The organism is Pseudomonas putida (assembly GCF_002741075.1).
Classification (GTDB): Bacteria; Pseudomonadota; Gammaproteobacteria; order Pseudomonadales; family Pseudomonadaceae; genus Aquipseudomonas; species Aquipseudomonas putida_T.
This window is the reverse complement of record NZ_CP016634.1, coordinates 3665594-3685735: the sequence shown is the minus strand read 5'-3', so window position 1 is coordinate 3685735 and position 20142 is coordinate 3665594. Positions and strand designations below refer to the sequence as shown.

Sequence of the window (20142 nt, the reverse complement as noted above, 5' to 3'; positions counted from 1 at the left end):
TCAGAGTTTCTGGAAAGTGGGGCTGAGCTTGCCGTAGGTGCTGTAGAGGATCACCGAGACCGCCAGTATGCCGAGAATGATCAGGGTGTCTCGGACCGAGGCGTCGAGCAGGCCATTGAGCAGTAGGTAACCGGCGCCCATTGCGGCCAGCAGTGCCGGCATCGGCCACAGGGGCATGCGATACGGGTGGTCGCGATCGGCCCGCAGCACGCGGCTGAACAGGGCGCACAGCGCCACGGCCAGGTAGACCATCACCAGCAGCAAGACGGTGAAGGACGTCAGTTCCTCAAGGTTGGAGCTGAAGGTCAGCGCCGCCGAGGGCACGCCGAGGAACAGCGTGGCCAGCCAAGGCGACTCCCAGCGAGAGTGGATGCGGGTGAACAGACGATTCAACGAAGGTGTCCACAGCTGGTCGCGGCCACTGCTGAAGATCACCCGGCCAGACTGGATGACGATGGCGATGATGGCGTTGAACACCGAGAGGAAGATACCGGCACTGACCAGCCGCGACAGCGTTTCGTTGCCATGGGCGGTGAGCAAGTAGCCGATCGGGTCGGGGCTGGCAAGCATGTCTTGCAGCGATGGCGCGCCGAGCAGCAGGGCGCCGATCGGTATCAGCTCGATCGCCACCACCAGCGCCAGCGACCAGAGCACGGCGCGGTGGTTGCTGCGCCCCCCGTCCTTCATGTCCTCGGCCAGCACCACCGCGCCGCCGAAACCGTTGTAGGAGAACAGTGCGGTGCCCATCGCGGCGATCACCAGGGTCCAGGGCGCGGCGGTGAGCAGGCCGTGATCGATGTGCTGGGGTTGGGTCAGCACGCTGAGCGGCTGGCTGATGTTGCCGAAACCGAGCACCACGATCACCAACAGGGCGGCGACTTCGCACAACAGGAAGACGCCGGTGACCCAGGCATTGACGCGGATATTGAGAATACCCAAGCCGTAGCTGGCGGCGACGATGGCCAGGGCGACGGTCTGGGTGTCGAATTGGGTGCCCAGGGCACTGTTGAGGTAGGTGGCCGCGCCAGTGGCGAGGACCGGCGGGATGAACAGCAGCATCACCATCACGGTAAGGAAGGTGGCGTAGCCGGCCAAGCCACCGAACACCCGCTTGGCATAGACATACTCGCCGCCCGCCGAGGTATGCGCGCGGCCAAGTTCGGCATAGCACCAGGCGAACATCAACGCCAGCAGGGCGGCCAGGACGAAGGCCAGGAAGGCACCACTGCCGGCCTGGGCGATGGCAAAGGGTGCGATGACGAACACGGAACTGGCCGGTGTGACCGCCGAGACCGTGATGGCGACCACATCGAGCATGCCCAGGCTGGGCTTGAGTGCACTGTCGTGCATGTCGTTCTCCTCGAATTGTTATTGGTGGTTGAGGCAGTGACGAAGAAGGGGAGCGCGCCCTCGACGCGGGGCGTGGCATGGGCTGCAATCTAGGCGTGACGGGGCGTGCAGCCAATTACCCTATTGGGGTACGCCCACTTGACGCGCGGACGGGAAAGACGGGAAATCCCATCACCTATTCAGGGGAGCCTGCGGATGCACAGCCTGTTTCATGAAGTCGGCATTCACGCCAACCTTGGCCGCACCATCGAACAGATCGGCCAGCCACGTCTATGGAAGCAGTTGATCCTGCTCCTGCACCGCTGGCTGCCGTTCGACAACGCCCTGGCCGTCTTCTACCCCAGCAACGCTGCCCCGGTGGTGCTTGAGGAGTACGACGCCACGCCCCAGGACGGGCCGGCGGCGATGCCCCTGTACCTCAGTGGCCTGTATCAGCTCGATCCGTTCTTCCAGGCCTGCCAGGATGGCGTGTCCAGCGGCTTGTACCGGCTCGACGAGGTGGCGCCGGACCAGTTCCACCAAAGTGAGTACTACCTCAACTACTTCCATGCCAACGTGCTGGAGGACGAGGTGCAGTTCATCCTCCAGTTGCCGGGGCAGGGGGCGTTGTCGTTGTCCTTGGGCATGCGCCGGCCGTTCAGTTCGGAGCAGTGTGGGCAATTGGCGATGTTCTGCCCCTGGGTGCTGGCGCTGATGCAGCAGCACTGGCAGTTGCGCAGTCAACGCCTGATGCCGGCGGGCGAGCCGGTGGCGGCCCAGGTGCGTGATGCGCTCAGCCATTTCGGGGCGGGGGTGTTGTCGGAGCGTGAGCTTGAGATCGCCCGGTTGGTCCTGCGTGGCTATTCGTCCAAGGCCATGGCCGAACGCCTGGCGATCTCCCCGGAAACCGTCAAGGTTCACCGTCGGCACCTGTATGCCAAGCTGGATATCTCCTCGCAGCCGGAGTTGTTCTCACTGTTCTTGCAGTCGTTGGGGCACGACCCGGAGCATCCTTGAGATCTCCGGGGACGTGGCAGGCAACGCGATCGCAGTGCGGGACGGGCGATCCCAAAGGCGCCCTCAGGGCTGTTCAGCAAATAGCGTTTTGGCCTCGGCAAAGCACTGCTCGGCAATCGCCGAGCGCGGCTCGCTGCGGCGCAACAACAGGCCCACCGGGCTGTGGATGCTGGCGTCGGCGATGGGCAGGATGCGCAAGTGCTCGGACAGCTCTTCCAGCCCGCAGTCAAGCGGCATCACCGCGCAGCACAGGCCGGTGTTGATGGCCTGGATCAGTTGGAACGTGGAATCGCTCTCCAGCACCGCAGCCGGTTCCAGGCCCCGGCTGCGCAGGCTCAGATCCAGCGACTGGCGATAGTGCATGCCCTTGCTCAGCAGGCCCAAGGGCAGGTTGGCCAGCGCTTCCCAGCGCAGCTGCGGTTCGTCGAAGGCGAAGTGCCGGGTGTCGTGCAGCAGGCCCATGGTGGTGGTGCCCAGTTCGATCACCTCGAAGAAGCTGGCATTGACCTGATCCAGGTAGCAGATCCCCAGGTCCAGTTGGTTGCGGCTCAGGCCATCGATGATCTGCTCGGAGCTCAGCGAACTGACTTGAAAATGCAGCTCCGGGTACTTCTCGCGCAAGGGCAGCAGCAAGTGCATCGGGTTGAAACTGGCCAGCGGCACGGTGCCCAGGCGCAGGCTACCGACCACTTGGCCCCGGCAACTGGCGGCCTCGGCCTGCAGGCCGTCGTGGGCGGCGAGCAGGGTGCGAGCCCAGGCCAGAATGCGTTCGCCGGCCTCGGTGAAGCCCTCGAAGCGCTGGCCACGCTTGACCAGCACCAGGTCCAACTCGTCCTCCAGGTTGCGCAGGCGCATGGACAAGGTCGGCTGGGTGATGTGGCACAACGCAGCGGCCTGGCCGAAGTGGCGGGTCTGGTCGAGGGCAATGAGGAATTTGAGCTGTTTGATGTCCATGACGCGGCCTGGTGAAAGCGGAATGAGTTGACCTTAACCAAGTCTTGGGCGGTTTGCCATCTTCAGGTGGTAGGGGCGGGTTTTTGGGGGTGTTTATTACTTGTGTAAAGACAGGCTCTATATGTAAGTTTTTGTATGCTTAGTGTGGAGTGGTAGTGTTTTTCTTGTTGATTATTTTATGTTTTTGTAGGATGTTTCTTTGAATTTATAATATTTTGAAAAGCAATTTAAGTTAGTTACACTCTGGGTTTGTCGTGATAACAATTGGGGCGTTTTATTAGTCTCTTTCATGACTGACGAGAGTGAAGTGCAAATGGATTTTGTACAGGCATTTGCTTCCCAGCAGCGCCGTTTGTTCACGCTGACCACTGCCTGTTGCGATGAACATACCCTGTTGCTGGAGCAGTTCTGCGGCAGCGAAGGTCTGTCCACGCTGTTCAGCTTCGAGTTGTCCGTGCTGTGTGAGGACGCGTGCCTCGAACTGAAGGCCTTGATCGGCCAGCCCGCGAAGTTGGCCATCGAGCTAACGGACGGCGGAGCTCGTTACATCCACGGTCATATCACCCAGTTCGGCCTACAGGGCAGCGATGGTGGCCTGGCCCATTATCGAGCGACCTTGAGCCCCTGGTTGTGGATGCTGACGCGGCGTGTCGATTCACGCATCTTTCAGGAGCACACTATCGAAGCGGTCCTGCGCACGGTTTTCGCCCATTACGGTACCTTGGCCACGTTCGAGTTTCGTCTGCTACGACCGCTAAAGTCCTACAGCTACATCACCCAATACCGTGAAACCGACCTGGACTTCGTATTGCGTCTGATGGAGCAGGACGGGCTGTTCTTCTATTTCGAGCACACGGAAAACAGCCACGTTCTGGTTATCACCGACCATTCCCCTTCTCTGGAAAGCTTGCCCGAGCAAGCGCAGATCCGTTACCACGGCGCGAGCCTGACCGAACCCACCGACGCCATTACTCAATGGCGCAGCCACCGCGAACTGCAGTCAGGCAGGCTGGCCTTGCAGACGTTCGACTACAAGCAGCCTCGCACTCGGCTGCCCGTTCAGATGGACACCTTGAACGAGCAGGGCGAGGCGCCGGGTTACGAGGTCTATGAGTTTTTCGGGGCGTACAGTCATGGCCACCCCGAGGATGGCGACCGGCTCGCCCGCCACCGTCTCGAAGTCATCGAGGCGTGGGCGAAGACTTTCAGTGGCACCAGCCATTGCCGGGCGATGCGCCCTGGCTATGCCTTCGAACTGACCCAGCATTTCGATCACGACCGTGATCCGCCGGCGGACCGTGAATTCCTCGTGGTGTCGGTCACTCACCGGGGGCGCAATAACTACCTCTCGGACACGCCCGCCGACTACAGCAACGACTTCGTCTGCATCCGCAGGAAGATCCCGTATCGACACCCCATCACCGTGCCGCGCCCCACTCTCACTGGACCGCTCAGCGCCATCGTGGTCGGGCCGCAGGGCGAGGAGGTGTTCACTGACGAACTGGCGCGCATTCAGGTCCGATTCCCTTGGCAGCGGGCGAACAGCCTGCCCGAAGGCACCACCTGGGTCCGTGTGGCGATGCCCAGCGCCGGCGGTGGTTTCGGCCATCAATTCGTGCCGCGCATCGGCCAGGAAGTGCTGGTGAGCTTTCTCGGTGGGGACATCGACAGACCCGTGGTCACGGCGGTGCTGTACAACGCTGAACAGACCCCGCCACGCTTCAGCAAGGCATCGGGCCTGCCGGGCAACCGCGCGTTGTCGGGCATCCAGAGCCAGGAACACAAGGGGCGCGGCTTCAATGAATTGTTGTTCGATGACACGACTGGCGCATTGCGCGCTCGCCTGGGTACCACTCATCACGCGACAGCGCTGAACCTAGGCAAGCTCACCGGTCCACGCAGCGATGGCCGTGCGCAGCCTCGCGGCCAGGGTGCCGAGCTGCGCACCGATGCCGCGATTGCCCTGCGCGCCGCACAAGGATTGCTGTTGACCACCTGCGCACGTCATGACGCCGCACAGGCGCAACTGGACCGGGATGAGTTGCTGCAGTTGCTGGCCGAGTGCGGCGAACTGTTCAAGGCACTGGGCCAGACTGCCGCCGCGCGCGGCGGTGAAGCGGTGGACAGTCAAGGCGAGGATGCCCTGCGTCAGGCGCTGCAGCAGTGGCCGGCCCCAGACAGCGAAAGCTCGGGGGCTCCACTGCTGGCAATGGCGGCTCAGGCAGGAATCGCCAGTGCGACACCTGGCTCGCAGGTGCATTACGCCGGAGCAAATCATGACATCACTGCCCAGGATCACCTGCAGCTCACCAGTGGTGCTGCCTTGCGCCTGCAGGCCGGCAAGGGCGTGAGCGCCTTCGTCCAGGAGGGCGGTATCAGCGCGATCGCCAACCGGGGCAAGGTCCAGGTCCAGGCCCAGGAAGACGACATCATTCTCAATGCGCAAAAACACCTGCGTTTCTCGGCCTCCGAAGGCGAAGCCGTCATGACCGCACCAACTATTCGCCTGGTGGCCGACGACGGCAGCTACATCAGGATCGGCGCCGGCATCGAAATCGGCACCTCGGGCAAGGTCACGGTAAAGGCCAGCGAGCACGACTGGACCGGTCCGGACACCGACAGCATCCAGGCACCGGGCTTCAGCCGCGATCCCGCGGCCCAACGTTTGATGTTCCGCTACCCAGGGCATATCGAGAACAGTGTGCGCCTGGCGGTCGACCATGCCTACCAGATCGCCCTCGAAGATGGCAGCGCCGTGCAAGGCCGCACCGATGGTCGTGGTCATACCGAACGTGTCGAGCGTGACCAGATGCACCAGGCCCAGATAGCGGCGAGGCGCGAAAACGGCGCGAAAGGAGATGGCCAATGAGCGATTCCGAGTACTACACCGTGGCGCAATGCGTGAGCCGGCTTATCCCTGGCTTCGATGGCGTCCGCACCCTTGAGGTGCCTGCCGACCTGCCGGGGGTGGTGATCTTTCTGCATGGGGTGAATGACCCGGGGGCGTCGTATGAGGCGGTGGAGGAGGGGTTGTGCCAAGGGGTCAACGAGCGGCTGGACCGGCCGGACCTGAAGGCGGGACGATACGGAGCGGATTATGAGAAGGCCAAGCAGCTTGCCCCTGAAGCGCGAGGCAGTGACGATCTGAACGCGCTCGATGATCCTGACACCTACCTCTACCGGCGCGACACGTCTGACCCCAAGACGCGCAGCCTGATGATTCCTTTCTACTGGGGATACCGCGCTGAGCCAGGGGAGATCAAACGGGACCAGAACCATGACCCGGTCAAGTTGCGCGATCAGTACCTGGACGTTTTCGACAACCGGTTGGACCGGCATTTCGCCAAGGGCGGTGGTTTCTTCGCCAACGCCACCAACAATCTGCTGGAGATGTACGGCAAGGGCTTCGGTGCCTTCAAGCGCCATGGGGCGCAACTGGCCTTGCCCAATACCCTGTTCATGGGCAAGGGCCCTCATCGGCGTTATTTCGTGCTGGCCGCCACCCGGCTGGCCATGCTCGTCAGCGAGATCCGCCGGGTATCGCCGGACGAAACCATCAGCATCATCGGGCATAGCCAGGGCACCCTGATCACCTTGTTGGCCCAGGCGTTGTTGATCGACAAGGGCCAGCGCTGCGCGGACACGCTGATCATGGTGGATACACCCTACAGCGTGCTGCCCAGCGTCACACCCACAGGGCACGACACCCTCGCCACGCTGATGCGCATCGTCGCGGCGGTGACCGAGACGCCCCACACCCAGCCGCCCTTGCCTGAGCTCAGGGCCCTGTGGACCTACCGTGGGCGCACCGGCCCCCTCTGGTCGCCGACCGAAGGCACGCGCCAGGACAAAGTGGGCAATCTCACGGTGTTCCCCGAGCGCGACAATCGCGGCAAGGTGTACCTGTATTTTTGCCCGGAGGACACCACCGTTGCCCTGGATGACGTCAAGGGCATCGGCACCTACGGCGTGCCAGATACCTTGCCGGATGGAACGCCGGCGATGCTGGCGCTCCAGCCCTTGCGCTTCTACCAGCGGTTATGGACCAGGCGCCACCGTAACGGGAAGCCGGTACGGGTGGGTGAAGCGGCCAAACCGGAAAAGCTGCGTGCCAAGGGAGAACACCGTTACCCCGGGAACAACCTGATCGTGGGGCTCGCTTCCCAAGGGGGCATTGCCGAAGATGAAGAGCGTTGGATCAATGCCGAGCCGCTGATTCCGCCCCATGCCCCGCAGATGTTTGGGGGCGAGGCGCAACCTGGGTCATCTGCCAAGTCGGGGCTCGATAGGCCCGACGATGTGAGCGTCAGCAATGCCCTGGGTAACCCGGTGGCGCGCTTTCAGTGGCGAAAAATCTCCACCTCGGCGGTACGGATCGACTTGGAGAAAGCCCGAGCCGCCTGGAACGAGGGCAAGGAACCAGGTGACCAGACTGAAGCCCTGAAACAAGTGCGCCAATACGGCAATGTGACGCTGGGGACTCCTGATCATTTCGACATCCTGCGCGAGGAAACGCCCAATGAAATTCGGGCGCGCATGGCGGTTGCGCGCGATGTGCTGGAGACGAACAGCTACCACTCGGCAGTGTTGCGCAGCCCGGAGAACCACCGTTGGGTGACGGCCATGGATATTGCGGTGGGGCAGGCACATTGCCTGAATGATCCGCAGCTGCGGGAGGTGTTGGTGGCGATTGCGGATTGGAAGCTAGACAGTGAGCGATTTGATGAGGTTGTCAAATTGCCTGGTTGGAAAAAACTCAGTGGTGAAACAAAGGCCTTGGTAGAAGCGTGTCATTTCTATTATGTGGAAGGTGAATTTCCTTCCACTGACTTGGTGTCTCTTACGCCTCCGTCCTTAATGACTGGACTCGATAAAGAAGGAACGCGTGGTGAAGGGAGATAAGGTAAACGATAGTGCGCGTCCCTCTCTCGGACCTTATTTTTGGTTGGCCGGCGTGCTGTTTATGCTTTGGTTCGGTTTCTTGATGACCGCTTACCCAAAGGTACAGGAATTCAACATGGTACAGCGTGATATTAAGCCGCTGCTGGCTTTGGGCGTTTCAACCGCTATCGGTATCGTAGCATTGGTTTTTAGCATCCATTGGTGGCTCAATGCCTTGGCGAGCGAAAAGGCCAAGCAAGCTGCCTATAGGCGCGAGCTTTTGGCTGCGCTCGCGGAGCAGGAGTCAGCGCCCGCACACACGTTTTCATTGGAAATACGGGGTGCAGGGGTGGCGATTCACCGAGATGCTCAGACTAGAATTTGGAAGTTTATCAAGGATAAGAATAATAATTTCGCGTCGATATACTCACGCGATCCCAAGTCGTATGAAGCGTCCTTAACATCGAGACGGAGCTCTCGGAATATAAAGTCTCGCTTGGCATTTAAGCACTCGGCAGGGGAATCAGTCGCTTATTGGCCTATCCCCGTTTTCAGTATAGGTCCCCCTAAGCAGCCATCTGATACAGGCGCTGCGGCTAATATTTTGGGTGGACGAAATGCCGCCACCTTGGGGGTAACACTTTTTTTGTGGCAAGAGGCTGAGGACACCACCCATGCACAACACATGATTGAGCGGCTGTTTACGTTCTTTGATGCCAACGTGAAGGTGCCACAGGCGTTGATAGTAAGTGAGGATGGTGACATTAAACGCAACAGTTTACGCGTGGCAGGCACGCTAGGATTGCAAAATGGCCACGTCGTGCCGACCGTATACGAGAACGCGGCGGGATTACTGCTTGCCCGGTCAGATCGCGTGGATCGGTACATTCGTTTTTCCGCTGTCGATGAAGCCGAGAACAACCAAAACAAAAACACGGACTTGGGCAAGCTCTGGGCCTTTTACTGGAAGTACTCGCCTCAGTTCAGAAAGGTATATGAAGAGGCCAAGCGTGCGGAGGGGATCGAGCGGCCCTATGGCCCAGGCACCATGTCCACCGCTTATTGGCAATCCAAACTCCCCGAACTCTGGCAAACCATCAGCAACCGAGGCCCCGGTCATTTCGAGCCGTCCCCGTGGTTGCCCATCCGCTGGGCCCAACACCAGGTCAAAGAGTTCGACGCCTCGCCAGTACTGGGCTATCTGCACCGCCCGATCAAAGTCCTGATGCAGGATGAAAACGGCAAGCGCCTGAAGCCCGCGTTGCAGGCCAGGGCATTGCAAGCCGGTTGGTTGCAAGCGCTGGAAACCTTGCCCAAGGGCCATGAGCCCGTGCGGGTGTTCTACGACACCACCCATAACCTCGAAGCGGAAATCGCCCTCACCAACGCCCTGCATGCACTCAACACCGACGGCCACGGCCTGGACATCGGCAACGTGGAAGAGGGCTATGACATCGGCCGACGCCTGGGAAATACCGGTGTCAGCGGTGCGCTGGTGCAGATCAACCTGGCGACCATCGCCAGTTACCTGGAGGGTGGCACGAGTGCGGTGGTGTATGCCGGCGCTGATGGCAGCCTGACGGTGCAGATGGTCCGCCCACCGGATGAAGCGCGCAAAGCGAAGAACCGCAAGACGCGTGGCCAGGACCCGTTCAGCTACGGTTCTCCCGGATGAGCGCGCCTGTTTGCCTGGGCGACCCTATCAGCAGCGGTGGTCGTGTAGTGGCCTGCCAACTGGCCGGCTCCCATACGCTCAACGGTCAGACGCCGGCCGTGGTCGGTGACAAGGCCAGGTGCCCCTTGCACAAGGGGGAGTTCGCTTTTATCGAAGGGCACCCGAACCGACGCTTGAACGGCATCCCCGTCGTATTGCAAGGGCACCGATTGGCCTGTGGTTGTCAGGGCATGGCGAGCCACGCGCTGACACTGTTGACGCATTCACCTTGATGGCGTTGGGGTCTGATAGACACCCTCGATAATGCGGTTTGCCATATCGATTGGACGCCGCCCGGGGCTAGGCTCTAGCGTGGTGGGACAATGCCCTACGCAGAGGAACCCAAGGTGAGTGTGAAACCGGATGCGGTGTTCGTACCGCTCAATGTCGCCGTGCTGACCGTCAGCGATACCCGCACCTTTGATAACGACACCTCGGGCGAGCTGCTTGCCACCCGGGCGGTGGAGGTCGGGCATCGCCTGGTGGCGCGAGCGCTGCTCAAGGACGATCTCTACAAGATCCGCGCCCAGGTCGCCCAATGGATCGCCGATGATCAGGTGCAGGTAGTGATGATCACCGGCGGCACGGGATTCACCGGGCGCGACAGCACGCCGGAGGCGGTGGAGTGTTTGCTGGACAAGCGCATCGATGGCTTCGGTGAATTGTTCCGGGCGTTGTCGATCCTCGATATCGGCACCTCGACCGTACAGAGCCGGGCCCTGGCCGGATTGGCCAACGGCACCTTGGTCTGCTGCTTGCCAGGCTCGACCGGAGCCTGCCGCACGGCCTGGGAAGGCATTCTGGTGGAGCAACTGGACGCGCGGCACCGGCCGTGCAATTTCGTCCCACACCTCAAGGCGGTGGGGGCCTGCGAAAGTCGGGGGTAGACAAGCGGCTGGCTGGCGCCTGTGGAGTCGGGTGAACCCGCTCCTACAGGGTGCCGGGTGTGGTTCACGACAGTGTTCAGCTCGGCCGGCATCAGCACCAGCGATAGCGTTTCATGCGCTGTATCGGGTATGTGCAATTGACACTTGTGGGAGCGGGTTTACCCGCGAATGCGGTGGTGAATCCACTGACGTATTCGCGGGTGAACCCGCTCCCACAGGGTGTGTGGCGTGGTTCACGACAGTGGTTCAGCTCAGCACATGATCGACTGGCACCAACGCCGGTGGTAGCGGCTCGTGGCCCAGTGCCGAGAGCACGTCGCGCTCGACGGTGCGTACCAAGGCATCGGTCGGCAGGTCGTTTTCGTCGCGCCCGAAGGGGTCTTCCAGCTCGTTGCCGATGGCGTCCAGGCCGAAGAAGGTGTAGCTGATGATGGTGGTGAACGCCGGGGCCAGCCAGCCCAAGGGTTCGGCCAGGGCGAAGGGCAACAACAGGCAGAAGATGTAGCTGGTGCGGTGCAGCAGCAAGGTGTAGGGGAAGGGCATCGGCGTGGTCTTGATCCGTTCGCAGTTCGCCTGCACCTGCGACATCCCCACCAGGCGCTGTTCCAGCAAGGTATAGCGCCATTCACTGATCTGCTTGTCGTGCGCCAGGCGCGAGCACGCTTCGCCGATCTCTCGCAGGATGGCATCGCAAGGGTTGTAGGAGCCTGCGCGTGGTGCTTCGTCCAGCCAGGGGCCGGCGGCCCGCAGTTCGTCTTCGTTGCGCAGGCGCGCGTTCAGGGCATGGGCAAAGCCACACAGCCCGCGAAGCAGCCGGGCGCGCAGGTGTTCGTCATCGATCGCCTGGCTTTGGCGGATGAACGAGCGGATCTCGATGAGCAACTGCCCCCAGGCCTTTCGGCCCTCCCACCAACGGTCGTAACAGACGTTGTTGCGAAAACTCATGAAGATCGACAGCGACAGGCCCAGCAGCGTGAAGGGCGTGGCACTGACCGGGTAGAAGAACGCCGGGAAGTGATGCTCGACCAACACGATCAGTGCGGCCAGCACGGTCACCATCAGGCAGCGCAGGGCGATGCGCTTGACGATCGACCCTTTGAGGGTGAAGAGCACGCGCAGCACATCGGGGCGGGGATGGACGATCATGGTGTTCCAGAGGCGGCCGGTCAGCCGCCGGTCATGTTCATGAAACGCAGGATCTGCACCTCGCCGCCGACCTCGAAGTGGTGGCGGTAGGGCTTGAGCTGCATGGCGTCGCGAATGGCCTGCTCCAGGCGCTCGGCGTCGCCTGGGTGGGCGCGCAGGGTCTGCTTGAGGTCCATCGAGTGCTCGTTGCCCAGGCAGAGCAGCAGGCGGCCCTCGACGGTGAGGCGTACGCGGTTGCAGGTGGCGCAGAAGTTGTGGCTGTGGGGCGAGATGAAACCGACCCGGGTTTGTGGTGCTTCGGCCAAACGCCAGTAGCGGGCCGGACCTTGGGACGATTCGGCCGATTCGACCAGGGTGAAATGCTCGGCGATGCGTGCACGCACGTCGTCGCTGGAGCAGTAGGATTCGCCGCGTTCATGTTCGCTGATCACACCCAGGGGCATTTCCTCGATGAAGGAGATGTCCAGTTCGCGATCGACGGCAAAGCGCACCAGGTCGACGATTTCATGGTCATTGCGGCCCTTGAGCACTACGCAGTTGAGCTTGGTGCGGCGGAAACCGGCGCTGCGCGCGGCGTCGATGCCGGCGATCACCTGATTCAGATCGCCCGTGCGGGTCAAGCTGCGGAAACGTTCGGCATCGAGGCTGTCCAGGCTGATGTTCAGGCGCGATACGCCAGCGTCGAACAGCGGCTGGGCCAGGCGGCCCAGTTGTGAGCCGTTGCTGGTCAGGCACAGTTCGCGCAGGCCTGGCAGGGCGGCGATGCGTGCGCACAGCCCGACGATGCCTTGGCGTACCAGGGGCTCGCCACCGGTCAGGCGGATCTTGCGGGTCCCCAGGGCGACGAAACGCTCGGCCACCTGGTACAACTCCTCGAGGCTGAGAATCTGCTGGCGTGGCAGGAACTGCATGTCCTCGGCCATGCAGTAGACGCAACGGAAGTCGCAGCGGTCGGTCACCGACATCCGTAGGTAGTCGATACGCCGATTGAATCCGTCGATCAGTGCCCGGGTGTTTTCTTCCACGATCGTGCTCTGCAGGTTGGGTGAAGCGGCGCGGCGCCGCAGACTCATTCCAAGCTATAACCTGTGCGCACCCCCGTCAAATTGCTTTCCCCGACCAAACGATCAGTCTCCTCTATCATGGCTACAGGCCTCGAAATACAAGGCCTGCGAGTCTTGATCGAAACTGTTTATCACACTGTCAGGCATATCGATTGGACGCGCTGGGGCCACTCTTCATAGGCTGAAAAAAAGCCGGACATCCATTGCCGGTGCATTTTTCAAGCGCCCGAGGACCCCATGAGCGAAGACAACCACATCAGGGATTACAATGGCCCCGCCGCCGGCTGGGGTGCGCTCAAGAGTGTGACCAAGGCCTGGCTGGGCAGCGAGAACGCCTTCAAGAACCTGCGCATGATGCTCAAGACCAACCAGAATGGCGGCTTCGACTGCCCTGGTTGCGCCTGGGGCGAGTCGCCGGAAAGCGACATGGTCAAGTTCTGCGAGAACGGCGCCAAGGCCGTCAACTGGGAGGCCACCGGGCGTTCGGTGGACCCGGCGTTCTTCGCCCAGTACAGCGTCAGCGCCTTGGCCGAGCAAAGCGACTACTGGCTCGAGTACCAAGGCCGTTTGACCCACCCCATCCGCTATGACGCGGCCACTGACCATTACGTGGAAACCACCTGGGATGAGGCCTTCGCGCTGATTGCGCGGCACCTCAATGCCCTGGAATCGCCGGACCAGGCCGAGTTCTATACCTCCGGCCGGGCGAGCAATGAGGCGGCGTTCCTGTACCAGCTGTTCGTGCGCGCCTTCGGCACCAACAACTTCCCCGACTGCTCGAACATGTGCCACGAGGCCAGCGGCGTGGGCATGTCCAGCACCTTGGGCGTGGGCAAGGGCACCGTGGTCTTCCACGACCTGGAAGAAGCTGACGCGATCTTCGTCATCGGCCAGAACCCTGGCACCAACCACCCGCGCATGCTCGAACCGCTGCGCGAGGCGGTCAAGCGTGGCGCCCAGGTGGTGTGCTTCAACCCGCTCAAGGAGCGGGGCCTTGAGCGTTTCCAACACCCTCAGCACCCGTTCGAGATGCTCAGCAACGGCTCCGAGCCGACCAACACCGCGTATTTCCGCCCGGCCTTGGGCGGTGACATGGCGGTCATGCGTGGCATTGCCAAGTTCCTGCTGCTGTGGGAGCGCGAGGCCCAGGCCAAGGGCGAACCGGCTGTCTTCGACCATGCCTTCATCGCCGAGCACACCGATGGTGTGGACGCCTACCTGGCGGCGGTGGATGGGACGTCCTGGGAGCACATCGTCCAACAGTCCGGCCTGAACCTGGCCGAGATCGAACTGGCCGCGCGCATGTACCGCAAGGCCGAGCGGGTGATCATGTGCTGGGCGATGGGCGTGACCCAACATCGCCATTCGGTGCCGACCGTGCAGGAGATCGTCAACCTGCAGTTGCTGCGCGGCAACGTCGGCAAGCCAGGCGCGGGCTTGTCACCGGTGCGTGGCCACAGCAACGTGCAGGGCGACCGCACCATGGGCATCGACGAGAAGCCCCCGGCGCGCCTGCTCGATGCCCTGGAAAAACGCTTCCAGTTCAAGGTTCCCCGCGCCCATGGCCATAACGCCGTGCTGGCGATCAAGGCCATGGAAGAACAGCGCGCCAAGGTGTTCATCGGTCTGGGCGGCAACTTTGCCCAGGCCACACCCGATACCCCGCGCACCCACGCGGCGATGCGCAACTGTGCGCTGACCGTGCAGATCTCCACCAAGCTCAACCGTTCGCACCTGGTGACCGGCCGCGATGCGCTGATCCTGCCGTGCCTGGGCCGTACCGAGATCGACCTGCAGGCCGAAGGCCCGCAAGGCGTCACGGTCGAGGACACCTTCAGCATGGTGCATATCTCCCACGGCCAGCTCAAACCCCGCTCGCCACACCTGCGCTCGGAGCCGGCAATCATTGCCGGCATGGCCCAGGCGACCCTGGGCAAACACCCGATCGATTGGGCGTGGGCCGTTGGCGACTATGCACGCATCCGCGACCTGATCGCCGATGTGATTCCAGGTTTTGCCGACTTCAACGCGCGTCTGGCACAACCGGGAGGCTTCCACTTGGGCAACGCGGCGGCCAGGCGCGAGTGGAACACCGCCGCCGGCAAGGCCCAGTTCACACCCAGCGAATTGCCGGAACAACTGGTCAACGCCCAGGTCCTGGCGCGTGGCGACAAGCCGGACCTGATCCTACAGACCCTGCGTTCGCACGATCAGTACAACACCACCCTGTACGGCCTGGACGACCGCTACCGGGGCGTGTTCGGCCTGCGTGAGGTGGTGTTCGTCAACGAGGCCGACATCCGCCGCCTGGGCTTCGAGCCTGGCGAGCACGTGGACATCGTGTCGCTCTGGGAAGATGGCCGCGAACGACGAGTATCGGGCTTCCGCCTGGTGGCTTACGACCTGCCTGAAGGCCAGGCGGCAGCCTACTACCCGGAGACCAATCCGCTGGTGCCGCTGGACAGCTATGGCGAGGGGACCTACACCCCGACGTCGAAGTTCGTGGCGATCAAGTTCGAGAAAGCGAAGCCGGGGAATCGGATCGAGGTGAGCTGCGCGCAGGGATGAGTGCGTAGGGGCTGGGCGGCCCATTCGCGGGTAAACCCGCTCTCACAGGGACCCCGCCAGCCCCAGTGCCCGCGGCGTCCCGCGATTGGGGCGCGCAGCGGCCCTGGCATTCATCGGTGCACGGGATACGCCGTGGTGTATTTCATCTGTTCCATGGCAAAGCTCGAGGTGATGTTCGACAAGCCGTCGGTGCTGGTGATCAGCTTCTTGTAGAAGCGGTCATACGCGGCGATATCGCCCACCACCACCCGCAACATGTAGTCCCAGTCGCCGGACATGCGATACACCTCCATCACTTCCTCGAACCCCGTCACCACCTTGGCGAATTGCTCGAGCCAGGCGCTGTCATGACGCTGGGTCTTGAGCTGGACGAACACGGTCAGCCCCAGGCCCAGCTTCTCGGGGTCGAGCAAGGCGACGCGGCCACGGATGAAACCCTCGTCCTCCAGGCGCTTGACCCGCTTCCAGCAGGGCGTGGTCGAGAGGTTGACCGCTTCGGCCAGGTCCTTCAGGGAGATGGACGCATCGCGCTGGAGCAGGGTGAGGATGTGTTGGTCGAAACTGTCCATAGCGGTCTTGGGCGCACGTTGAGAAAAAGTTTCTCGAGATTAGCGCGCTTGGAGAACCACGAGAATAGCCAGGCAGCTCCAACGATAGATTCATCCCTCGCTCGGCGATGGGCAGCGGATATGCCATAGTGGCGCCTTCCTCCCTCATCATCGTCAATGGACCCGACCATGTCCGACAACAAGCCGCGCAATTTCGCCACCCGTACCATCCACGCCGGCGAGCAGACCAGTGTCGCCGACAACGCCATCTTCCCGGCCATCGTCACCTCCAGCTCGTTCATCAAGCGCGGCCTGGATGATCATCCCGAATACGCCTACAGCCGGGTCAGCAACCCGACTCGCCATGCCTACGAAACCTGCGTCGCAGCTCTGGAAGAGGGTGTGGGCGCGGTCGCCACCGCTTCGGGTGTCGGCGCCACGGCCACCGTGCTGGAGCTGCTGTCCAAGGACGCCCATGTGGTGGTGATGAACGGCGTGTACGGCGGCACCTTCCGCCTGTTGGAGGACTACCGTAGTCGCACCTCGGGCCTGACCACCACCTACGTCGACCTGAACGACCTGGAGGCCGTGGCCGCTGCCATCCGCCCCGAGACCCAGCTGATCTGGATCGAATCGCCGACCAACCCGTTGCTGCACCTGGTGGACATCCAGGCGGTATGCGCGCTGGCCCGTGAACGCGGCATCCTCACCTGCATCGACAACACCTTCTGCTCGCCCTGGAACCAGCGGCCGATCACTTTGGGTGTCGATCTGGTGATGCATTCGGCGAGCAAGTACATCGGCGGCCACTCCGACCTGATCGGCGGCGTGGTGGTGGCGGCCAACGACGAGCTGCTCAAGCGCCTGCGCCGGATCAGTATGGCCGTGGGGGCGATCCAGGGGCCGTTCGACTGCTACCTGGCCTTGCGCGGGCTCAAGACCCTCGACGTGCGCATGGAGCGCCAGTGTGCCAATGCCCTGCGCGTGGCCCAGTTCCTGGAAGGGCATCCGCAGGTCGAGCAGGTGTACTACCCGGAGCTCGAAAGCCATCCGCAGCATGAGCTGTGCAAGCGCCAGATGCGTGGCGGCGGCGCGGTGGTGGCGATGAAGATCAAGGGCGACCGGGCCGCAGTCAACCGCCTGGTGGAGGCACTGTCGATCTTTGTCCTGGCCGATTCGCTGGGTGGGGTGGAGAGCATGATCAACCACTCCTGGACCATGTCGCACAACTCCCTGAGCCCCGAGCAGAAGGGGCAGATGGGCATCAGCGAAAACCTGTTGCGCCTGTCGGTGGGTATCGAGGATTACCGCGACTTGATCGAGGATCTGGATACCGGGCTCAAGGCATCGGCCGGGGTCTGACGGTAACCGCTTGGGTCAACTGCCTGGGCACTTTCGCGGGTGAACCCGCCCCCACTGGCTTGCGCTGAACCTGTGGGGGCGGGTTTACCCGCGAATGATTTTAAAGGGGAGGTCATCTGGCGGGATGAACGATCCGTTCGATCTTGTCCTTGATCAGCAGCCGCTCCTTGCGCAGGCGGTTGACCGCTTCGTCTGCGGTACCGTTGCCTTCGGCGGCCACCACTTCCTTGTCCTTGGCGTTGTACTCCTTGTGCAGTTGATGGAGCGTCTGGTCCTTGTCGATCAGCGCCTGGAAATCGTCAGCGGAAATGTGCAGGTCAGCGAGCAGATCATGCGGGACTGGCATTTCTTCACCTCGGGTCAGGGGTTGGCAAAAAGTCCTGAACCTTGAGGATAGTCGCCTTTGCCCGGTTGCGGGACTGGAGTAGGCTGTGGCCCACCTGCCATGACCTGGAACCCGCGCCATGCCTCATCTGAACCTGGAATACAGCGACAACCTGGCCGACCTGAACGTCGATCTGCTGCTGATGCGCCTGAACCACACCCTGGTGGGCAGCGGTCAGTTTGCCGACGAGCTGGATATCAAGAGCCGTGCCCAGGCCTTCGCCCAGTACCGGGTGGGCACCGCACCGGTCGAGCGGGCGTTTGCCCATGTACGTCTGGCGATTCTCAGCGGGCGGTCGGCAGAGGTGAAGAAGCAGTTGTCCGCGAGCCTGCTGGAGGTGCTGCGCGATGTGATTGCCACCCGAGAAGGGCTGGATATCCAGCTGTGCGTGGAGGTCCAGGATATCGAGCGTGAGCCTTACGCCAAGCTCCACCTGGCCGCCAAGTAAAAATGAAATTCATTTAATATTAAAAAGATATCAACCAACCCTTTGTTGGCGTCTTTTTCACAAAATATTGATGGTGCGCTTTCTAGAGTTCGGCCAACTTCCCCGGTGCCCCGCCAGGTGCGTGGGCCGATCTTAATTTTTGACTGCGAACATCACCTTGAACATCAAAACACTGCGGGCCGAATGGGTCACGTTGCTAGCCAGTCTTTACCTGTTGATCGGGTTCAATACCGCGCTCTGGGCACACTTGGAATCCGTCGTGCCCCCCGGCATGGTCGGGGTGTGGCTGCTGCTGGCCTTCGCTGTGCTGATGCTGTTCGCGTTCAACCTGCTGTTGACGCTGGTGGCGTTCAAGTACGTGCTCAAACCGCTGTTGATCGTGTTGTTCATGAGTGGCGCGGGCGTTGCCTATTTCATGAACCAGTACGGCGTACTGATCGACACGGGCATGTTCCGCAATATGGCCGAGACCAATGTCGCCGAAGTGCGCGACCTGCTCTCGATCAAATTCGCACTTTACATCGGCTTGCTCGGCGTCCTGCCGTCGGTGCTGCTGTGGAAAACAAAGATCGCCTACCGGCCCTGGCATCGCGAGCTGTTGGGCAAGCTGGTGGTCAGTGGTGCCTGCGTGGCGGCCCTGGGCTCGGTGGCGCTGGTCAACTACCAGGGCTTGTCGTCGCTGTTTCGCAACCACCACGAGATCCGCCTGATGCTCACCCCGAGCAATATCGTCGGCGCTTCCTTCGGCTATGTCAGCGAACGCCTGGGCAGTGCCGCGCGGCCGTTCCAGTCCTACGGTGAAGACGCCAAGCGCGACACTGCCGCCTGGCAGCACCACGAACGCAAGTCGCTGACCGTGCTGGTGGTGGGGGAGAGCGCCCGAGCCGAGAACTTCGGTGTGCTGGGTTATGGACGCGATACCACGCCACGCCTGAGCCAAGAACAGGGTCTGCTGGCCTTCAGTGATGTGCATTCGTGCGGCACCGAAACCGCCGTGTCGGTGCCGTGCATGTTCTCTGGCATGCCACGCAAGGACTACGACGCTCGGGTGGCCAAGAACCGCGAAGGGCTGTTGGACATCCTGCAGCGCGCAGGCCTGAGCGTGCAGTGGCGCGACAACCAGTCCGGGTGCAAGGGCACCTGCGACCGGGTGCAGTTCGTCGATGTCAGCAATCTCAAGGATCCCACGCTGTGCGCCGATGGCGAGTGCCATGACGAGATCCTTCTACAGGGTCTGGGTGAGCTGATCGACAACCTGAGCCAGGACACCGTGCTGGTGCTGCACCAGATGGGCAGCCATGGTCCGGATTACTACAAGCGCTACCCGACCAGCGCCAAGCGCTTTACCCCGGTGTGCGAGAGCAACGCCCTGAACCAGTGCGACCAGCAGGCCATCGTCAACAGCTATGACAACACCCTGGCCTACACGGATCAGGTGCTGGGCTCGCTGATCGATCTTTTGCGCAGCCGCCAGGACAAGGTCGACACCGCGATGATCTATCTGTCCGACCATGGCGAGTCGCTGGGCGAATACAACCTGTACCTGCACGGCACACCCTACATGCTGGCGCCCGAGCAGCAGCGCCATGTGCCGCTGCTGGTGTGGTTCTCCGACAGCTATCGGCAGGATTTCTCCCTCGACACCGACTGCCTGGGCCGCCTGCGCGACGCGCCGCTGAGCCAGGACAACCTGTTCCATTCGATGCTTGGCCTGTTGCAGGTGCGCACCGAGGTCTATCAGCAATCGATGGATCTGTTCGCCAGCTGCCGGCCCTGGATGACAGCCGACCGTTGATCAAACCAAGGATGGCGCAGGTTTCACCCCTAATGCCCGCGCCG

Annotated in this window: 16 protein-coding genes; 10 read left to right on the top strand and 6 right to left on the bottom strand. The window is 62.1% G+C overall.

The genetic code is table 11. From position 1 onward, the window contains the following. Positions 1–1350 (bottom strand): APC family permease, encoded by a 1350-nt coding sequence (locus IEC33019_RS17275; protein ID WP_070094619.1) that lies wholly within the window; start codon positions 1348–1350, stop codon positions 1–3. A gap of 195 nt (positions 1351–1545) precedes the next feature. Between IEC33019_RS17275 and IEC33019_RS17270 the strand changes: the two genes are divergently transcribed. Next, positions 1546–2346 carry a helix-turn-helix transcriptional regulator gene (locus tag IEC33019_RS17270; protein WP_070094618.1) on the top strand — a complete coding sequence of 267 codons (801 nt, stop codon included), beginning with the start codon at positions 1546–1548 and terminating at the stop codon, positions 2344–2346. Positions 2347–2409: 63 nt separating this feature from the next. On the opposite strand, the gene IEC33019_RS17265 is transcribed toward IEC33019_RS17270, so the two are convergent. Then, positions 2410–3300, bottom strand: a complete 891-nt coding sequence (locus tag IEC33019_RS17265) for a LysR family transcriptional regulator (RefSeq protein ID WP_070094617.1) — start codon at positions 3298–3300, stop codon at positions 2410–2412. Between the two features lie 289 nt (positions 3301–3589). Here IEC33019_RS17265 and IEC33019_RS17260 point away from each other — a divergent pair, with 289 nt between their 5' ends. The 5 genes from IEC33019_RS17260 (at position 3590) to moaB (ending at position 10782) form a co-directional block, all read left to right on the top strand. Next, complete coding sequence (locus IEC33019_RS17260; protein ID WP_437436738.1) at positions 3590–6169, top strand: type VI secretion system Vgr family protein; 2580 nt, start codon at positions 3590–3592, stop codon at positions 6167–6169. After that, a complete protein-coding gene (locus IEC33019_RS17255; protein WP_070094615.1) occupies positions 6166–8202 on the top strand; it encodes a T6SS effector phospholipase Tle3 domain-containing protein in 2037 nt (678 codons plus the stop codon). Before IEC33019_RS17260 ends, IEC33019_RS17255 begins: the two co-directional genes overlap by 4 nt. Continuing rightward, on the top strand, positions 8189–9856 hold the full coding sequence (locus tag IEC33019_RS17250; protein ID WP_301336631.1) for a type VI lipase adapter Tla3 domain-containing protein: 1668 nt from the start codon (positions 8189–8191) through the stop codon (positions 9854–9856). The genes IEC33019_RS17255 and IEC33019_RS17250 overlap by 14 nt, the downstream gene beginning before the upstream one ends. Then, entirely contained in the window at positions 9853–10128 is a 276-nt protein-coding gene (locus tag IEC33019_RS17245; protein ID WP_081337479.1) for a PAAR domain-containing protein, read from the top strand. Before IEC33019_RS17250 ends, IEC33019_RS17245 begins: the two co-directional genes overlap by 4 nt. 114 nt (positions 10129–10242) lie before the next feature. After that, positions 10243–10782 (top strand): molybdenum cofactor biosynthesis protein B, encoded by a 540-nt coding sequence (gene moaB, locus IEC33019_RS17240; protein ID WP_070093299.1) that lies wholly within the window; start codon positions 10243–10245, stop codon positions 10780–10782. A 246-nt stretch (positions 10783–11028) separates the two neighbouring features. On the opposite strand, the gene IEC33019_RS17235 is transcribed toward moaB, so the two are convergent. Together IEC33019_RS17235 and moaA are read right to left on the bottom strand one after the other, a co-directional pair. After that, positions 11029–11928, bottom strand: coding sequence for a bestrophin family protein (locus IEC33019_RS17235; protein ID WP_099593772.1), 900 nt, complete (start codon positions 11926–11928; stop codon positions 11029–11031). A gap of 20 nt (positions 11929–11948) precedes the next feature. Next, on the bottom strand, positions 11949–12953 hold the full coding sequence (gene moaA / locus IEC33019_RS17230) for a GTP 3',8-cyclase MoaA (RefSeq protein WP_081337481.1): 1005 nt from the start codon (positions 12951–12953) through the stop codon (positions 11949–11951). A 276-nt stretch (positions 12954–13229) separates the two neighbouring features. Here moaA and IEC33019_RS17225 point away from each other — a divergent pair, with 276 nt between their 5' ends. After that, entirely contained in the window at positions 13230–15560 is a 2331-nt protein-coding gene (locus IEC33019_RS17225; RefSeq protein ID WP_070093291.1) for an FdhF/YdeP family oxidoreductase, read from the top strand. 110 nt (positions 15561–15670) lie between these two features. Here the strand turns inward: IEC33019_RS17225 and IEC33019_RS17220 are convergent, their stop codons facing one another. Beyond that, complete coding sequence (locus IEC33019_RS17220) at positions 15671–16129, bottom strand: Lrp/AsnC family transcriptional regulator (protein ID WP_070093290.1); 459 nt, start codon at positions 16127–16129, stop codon at positions 15671–15673. A 156-nt stretch (positions 16130–16285) separates the two neighbouring features. Here IEC33019_RS17220 and IEC33019_RS17215 point away from each other — a divergent pair, with 156 nt between their 5' ends. Further along, a complete protein-coding gene (locus IEC33019_RS17215; protein ID WP_070093289.1) occupies positions 16286–17470 on the top strand; it encodes a trans-sulfuration enzyme family protein in 1185 nt (394 codons plus the stop codon). Positions 17471–17582: 112 nt separating this feature from the next. Here IEC33019_RS17215 and IEC33019_RS17210 read toward each other — a convergent pair whose 3' ends face one another. Beyond that, entirely contained in the window at positions 17583–17816 is a 234-nt protein-coding gene (locus IEC33019_RS17210; RefSeq protein WP_070093288.1) for a YdcH family protein, read from the bottom strand. A 118-nt stretch (positions 17817–17934) separates the two neighbouring features. Between IEC33019_RS17210 and IEC33019_RS17205 the strand changes: the two genes are divergently transcribed. Continuing rightward, positions 17935–18303, top strand: coding sequence for a 5-carboxymethyl-2-hydroxymuconate Delta-isomerase (locus IEC33019_RS17205; protein WP_070093287.1), 369 nt, complete (start codon positions 17935–17937; stop codon positions 18301–18303). A 151-nt stretch (positions 18304–18454) separates the two neighbouring features. After that, positions 18455–20098, top strand: a complete 1644-nt coding sequence (locus IEC33019_RS17200; RefSeq protein ID WP_372340655.1) for a phosphoethanolamine transferase — start codon at positions 18455–18457, stop codon at positions 20096–20098. Positions 20099–20142: the final 44 nt, after the last annotated feature.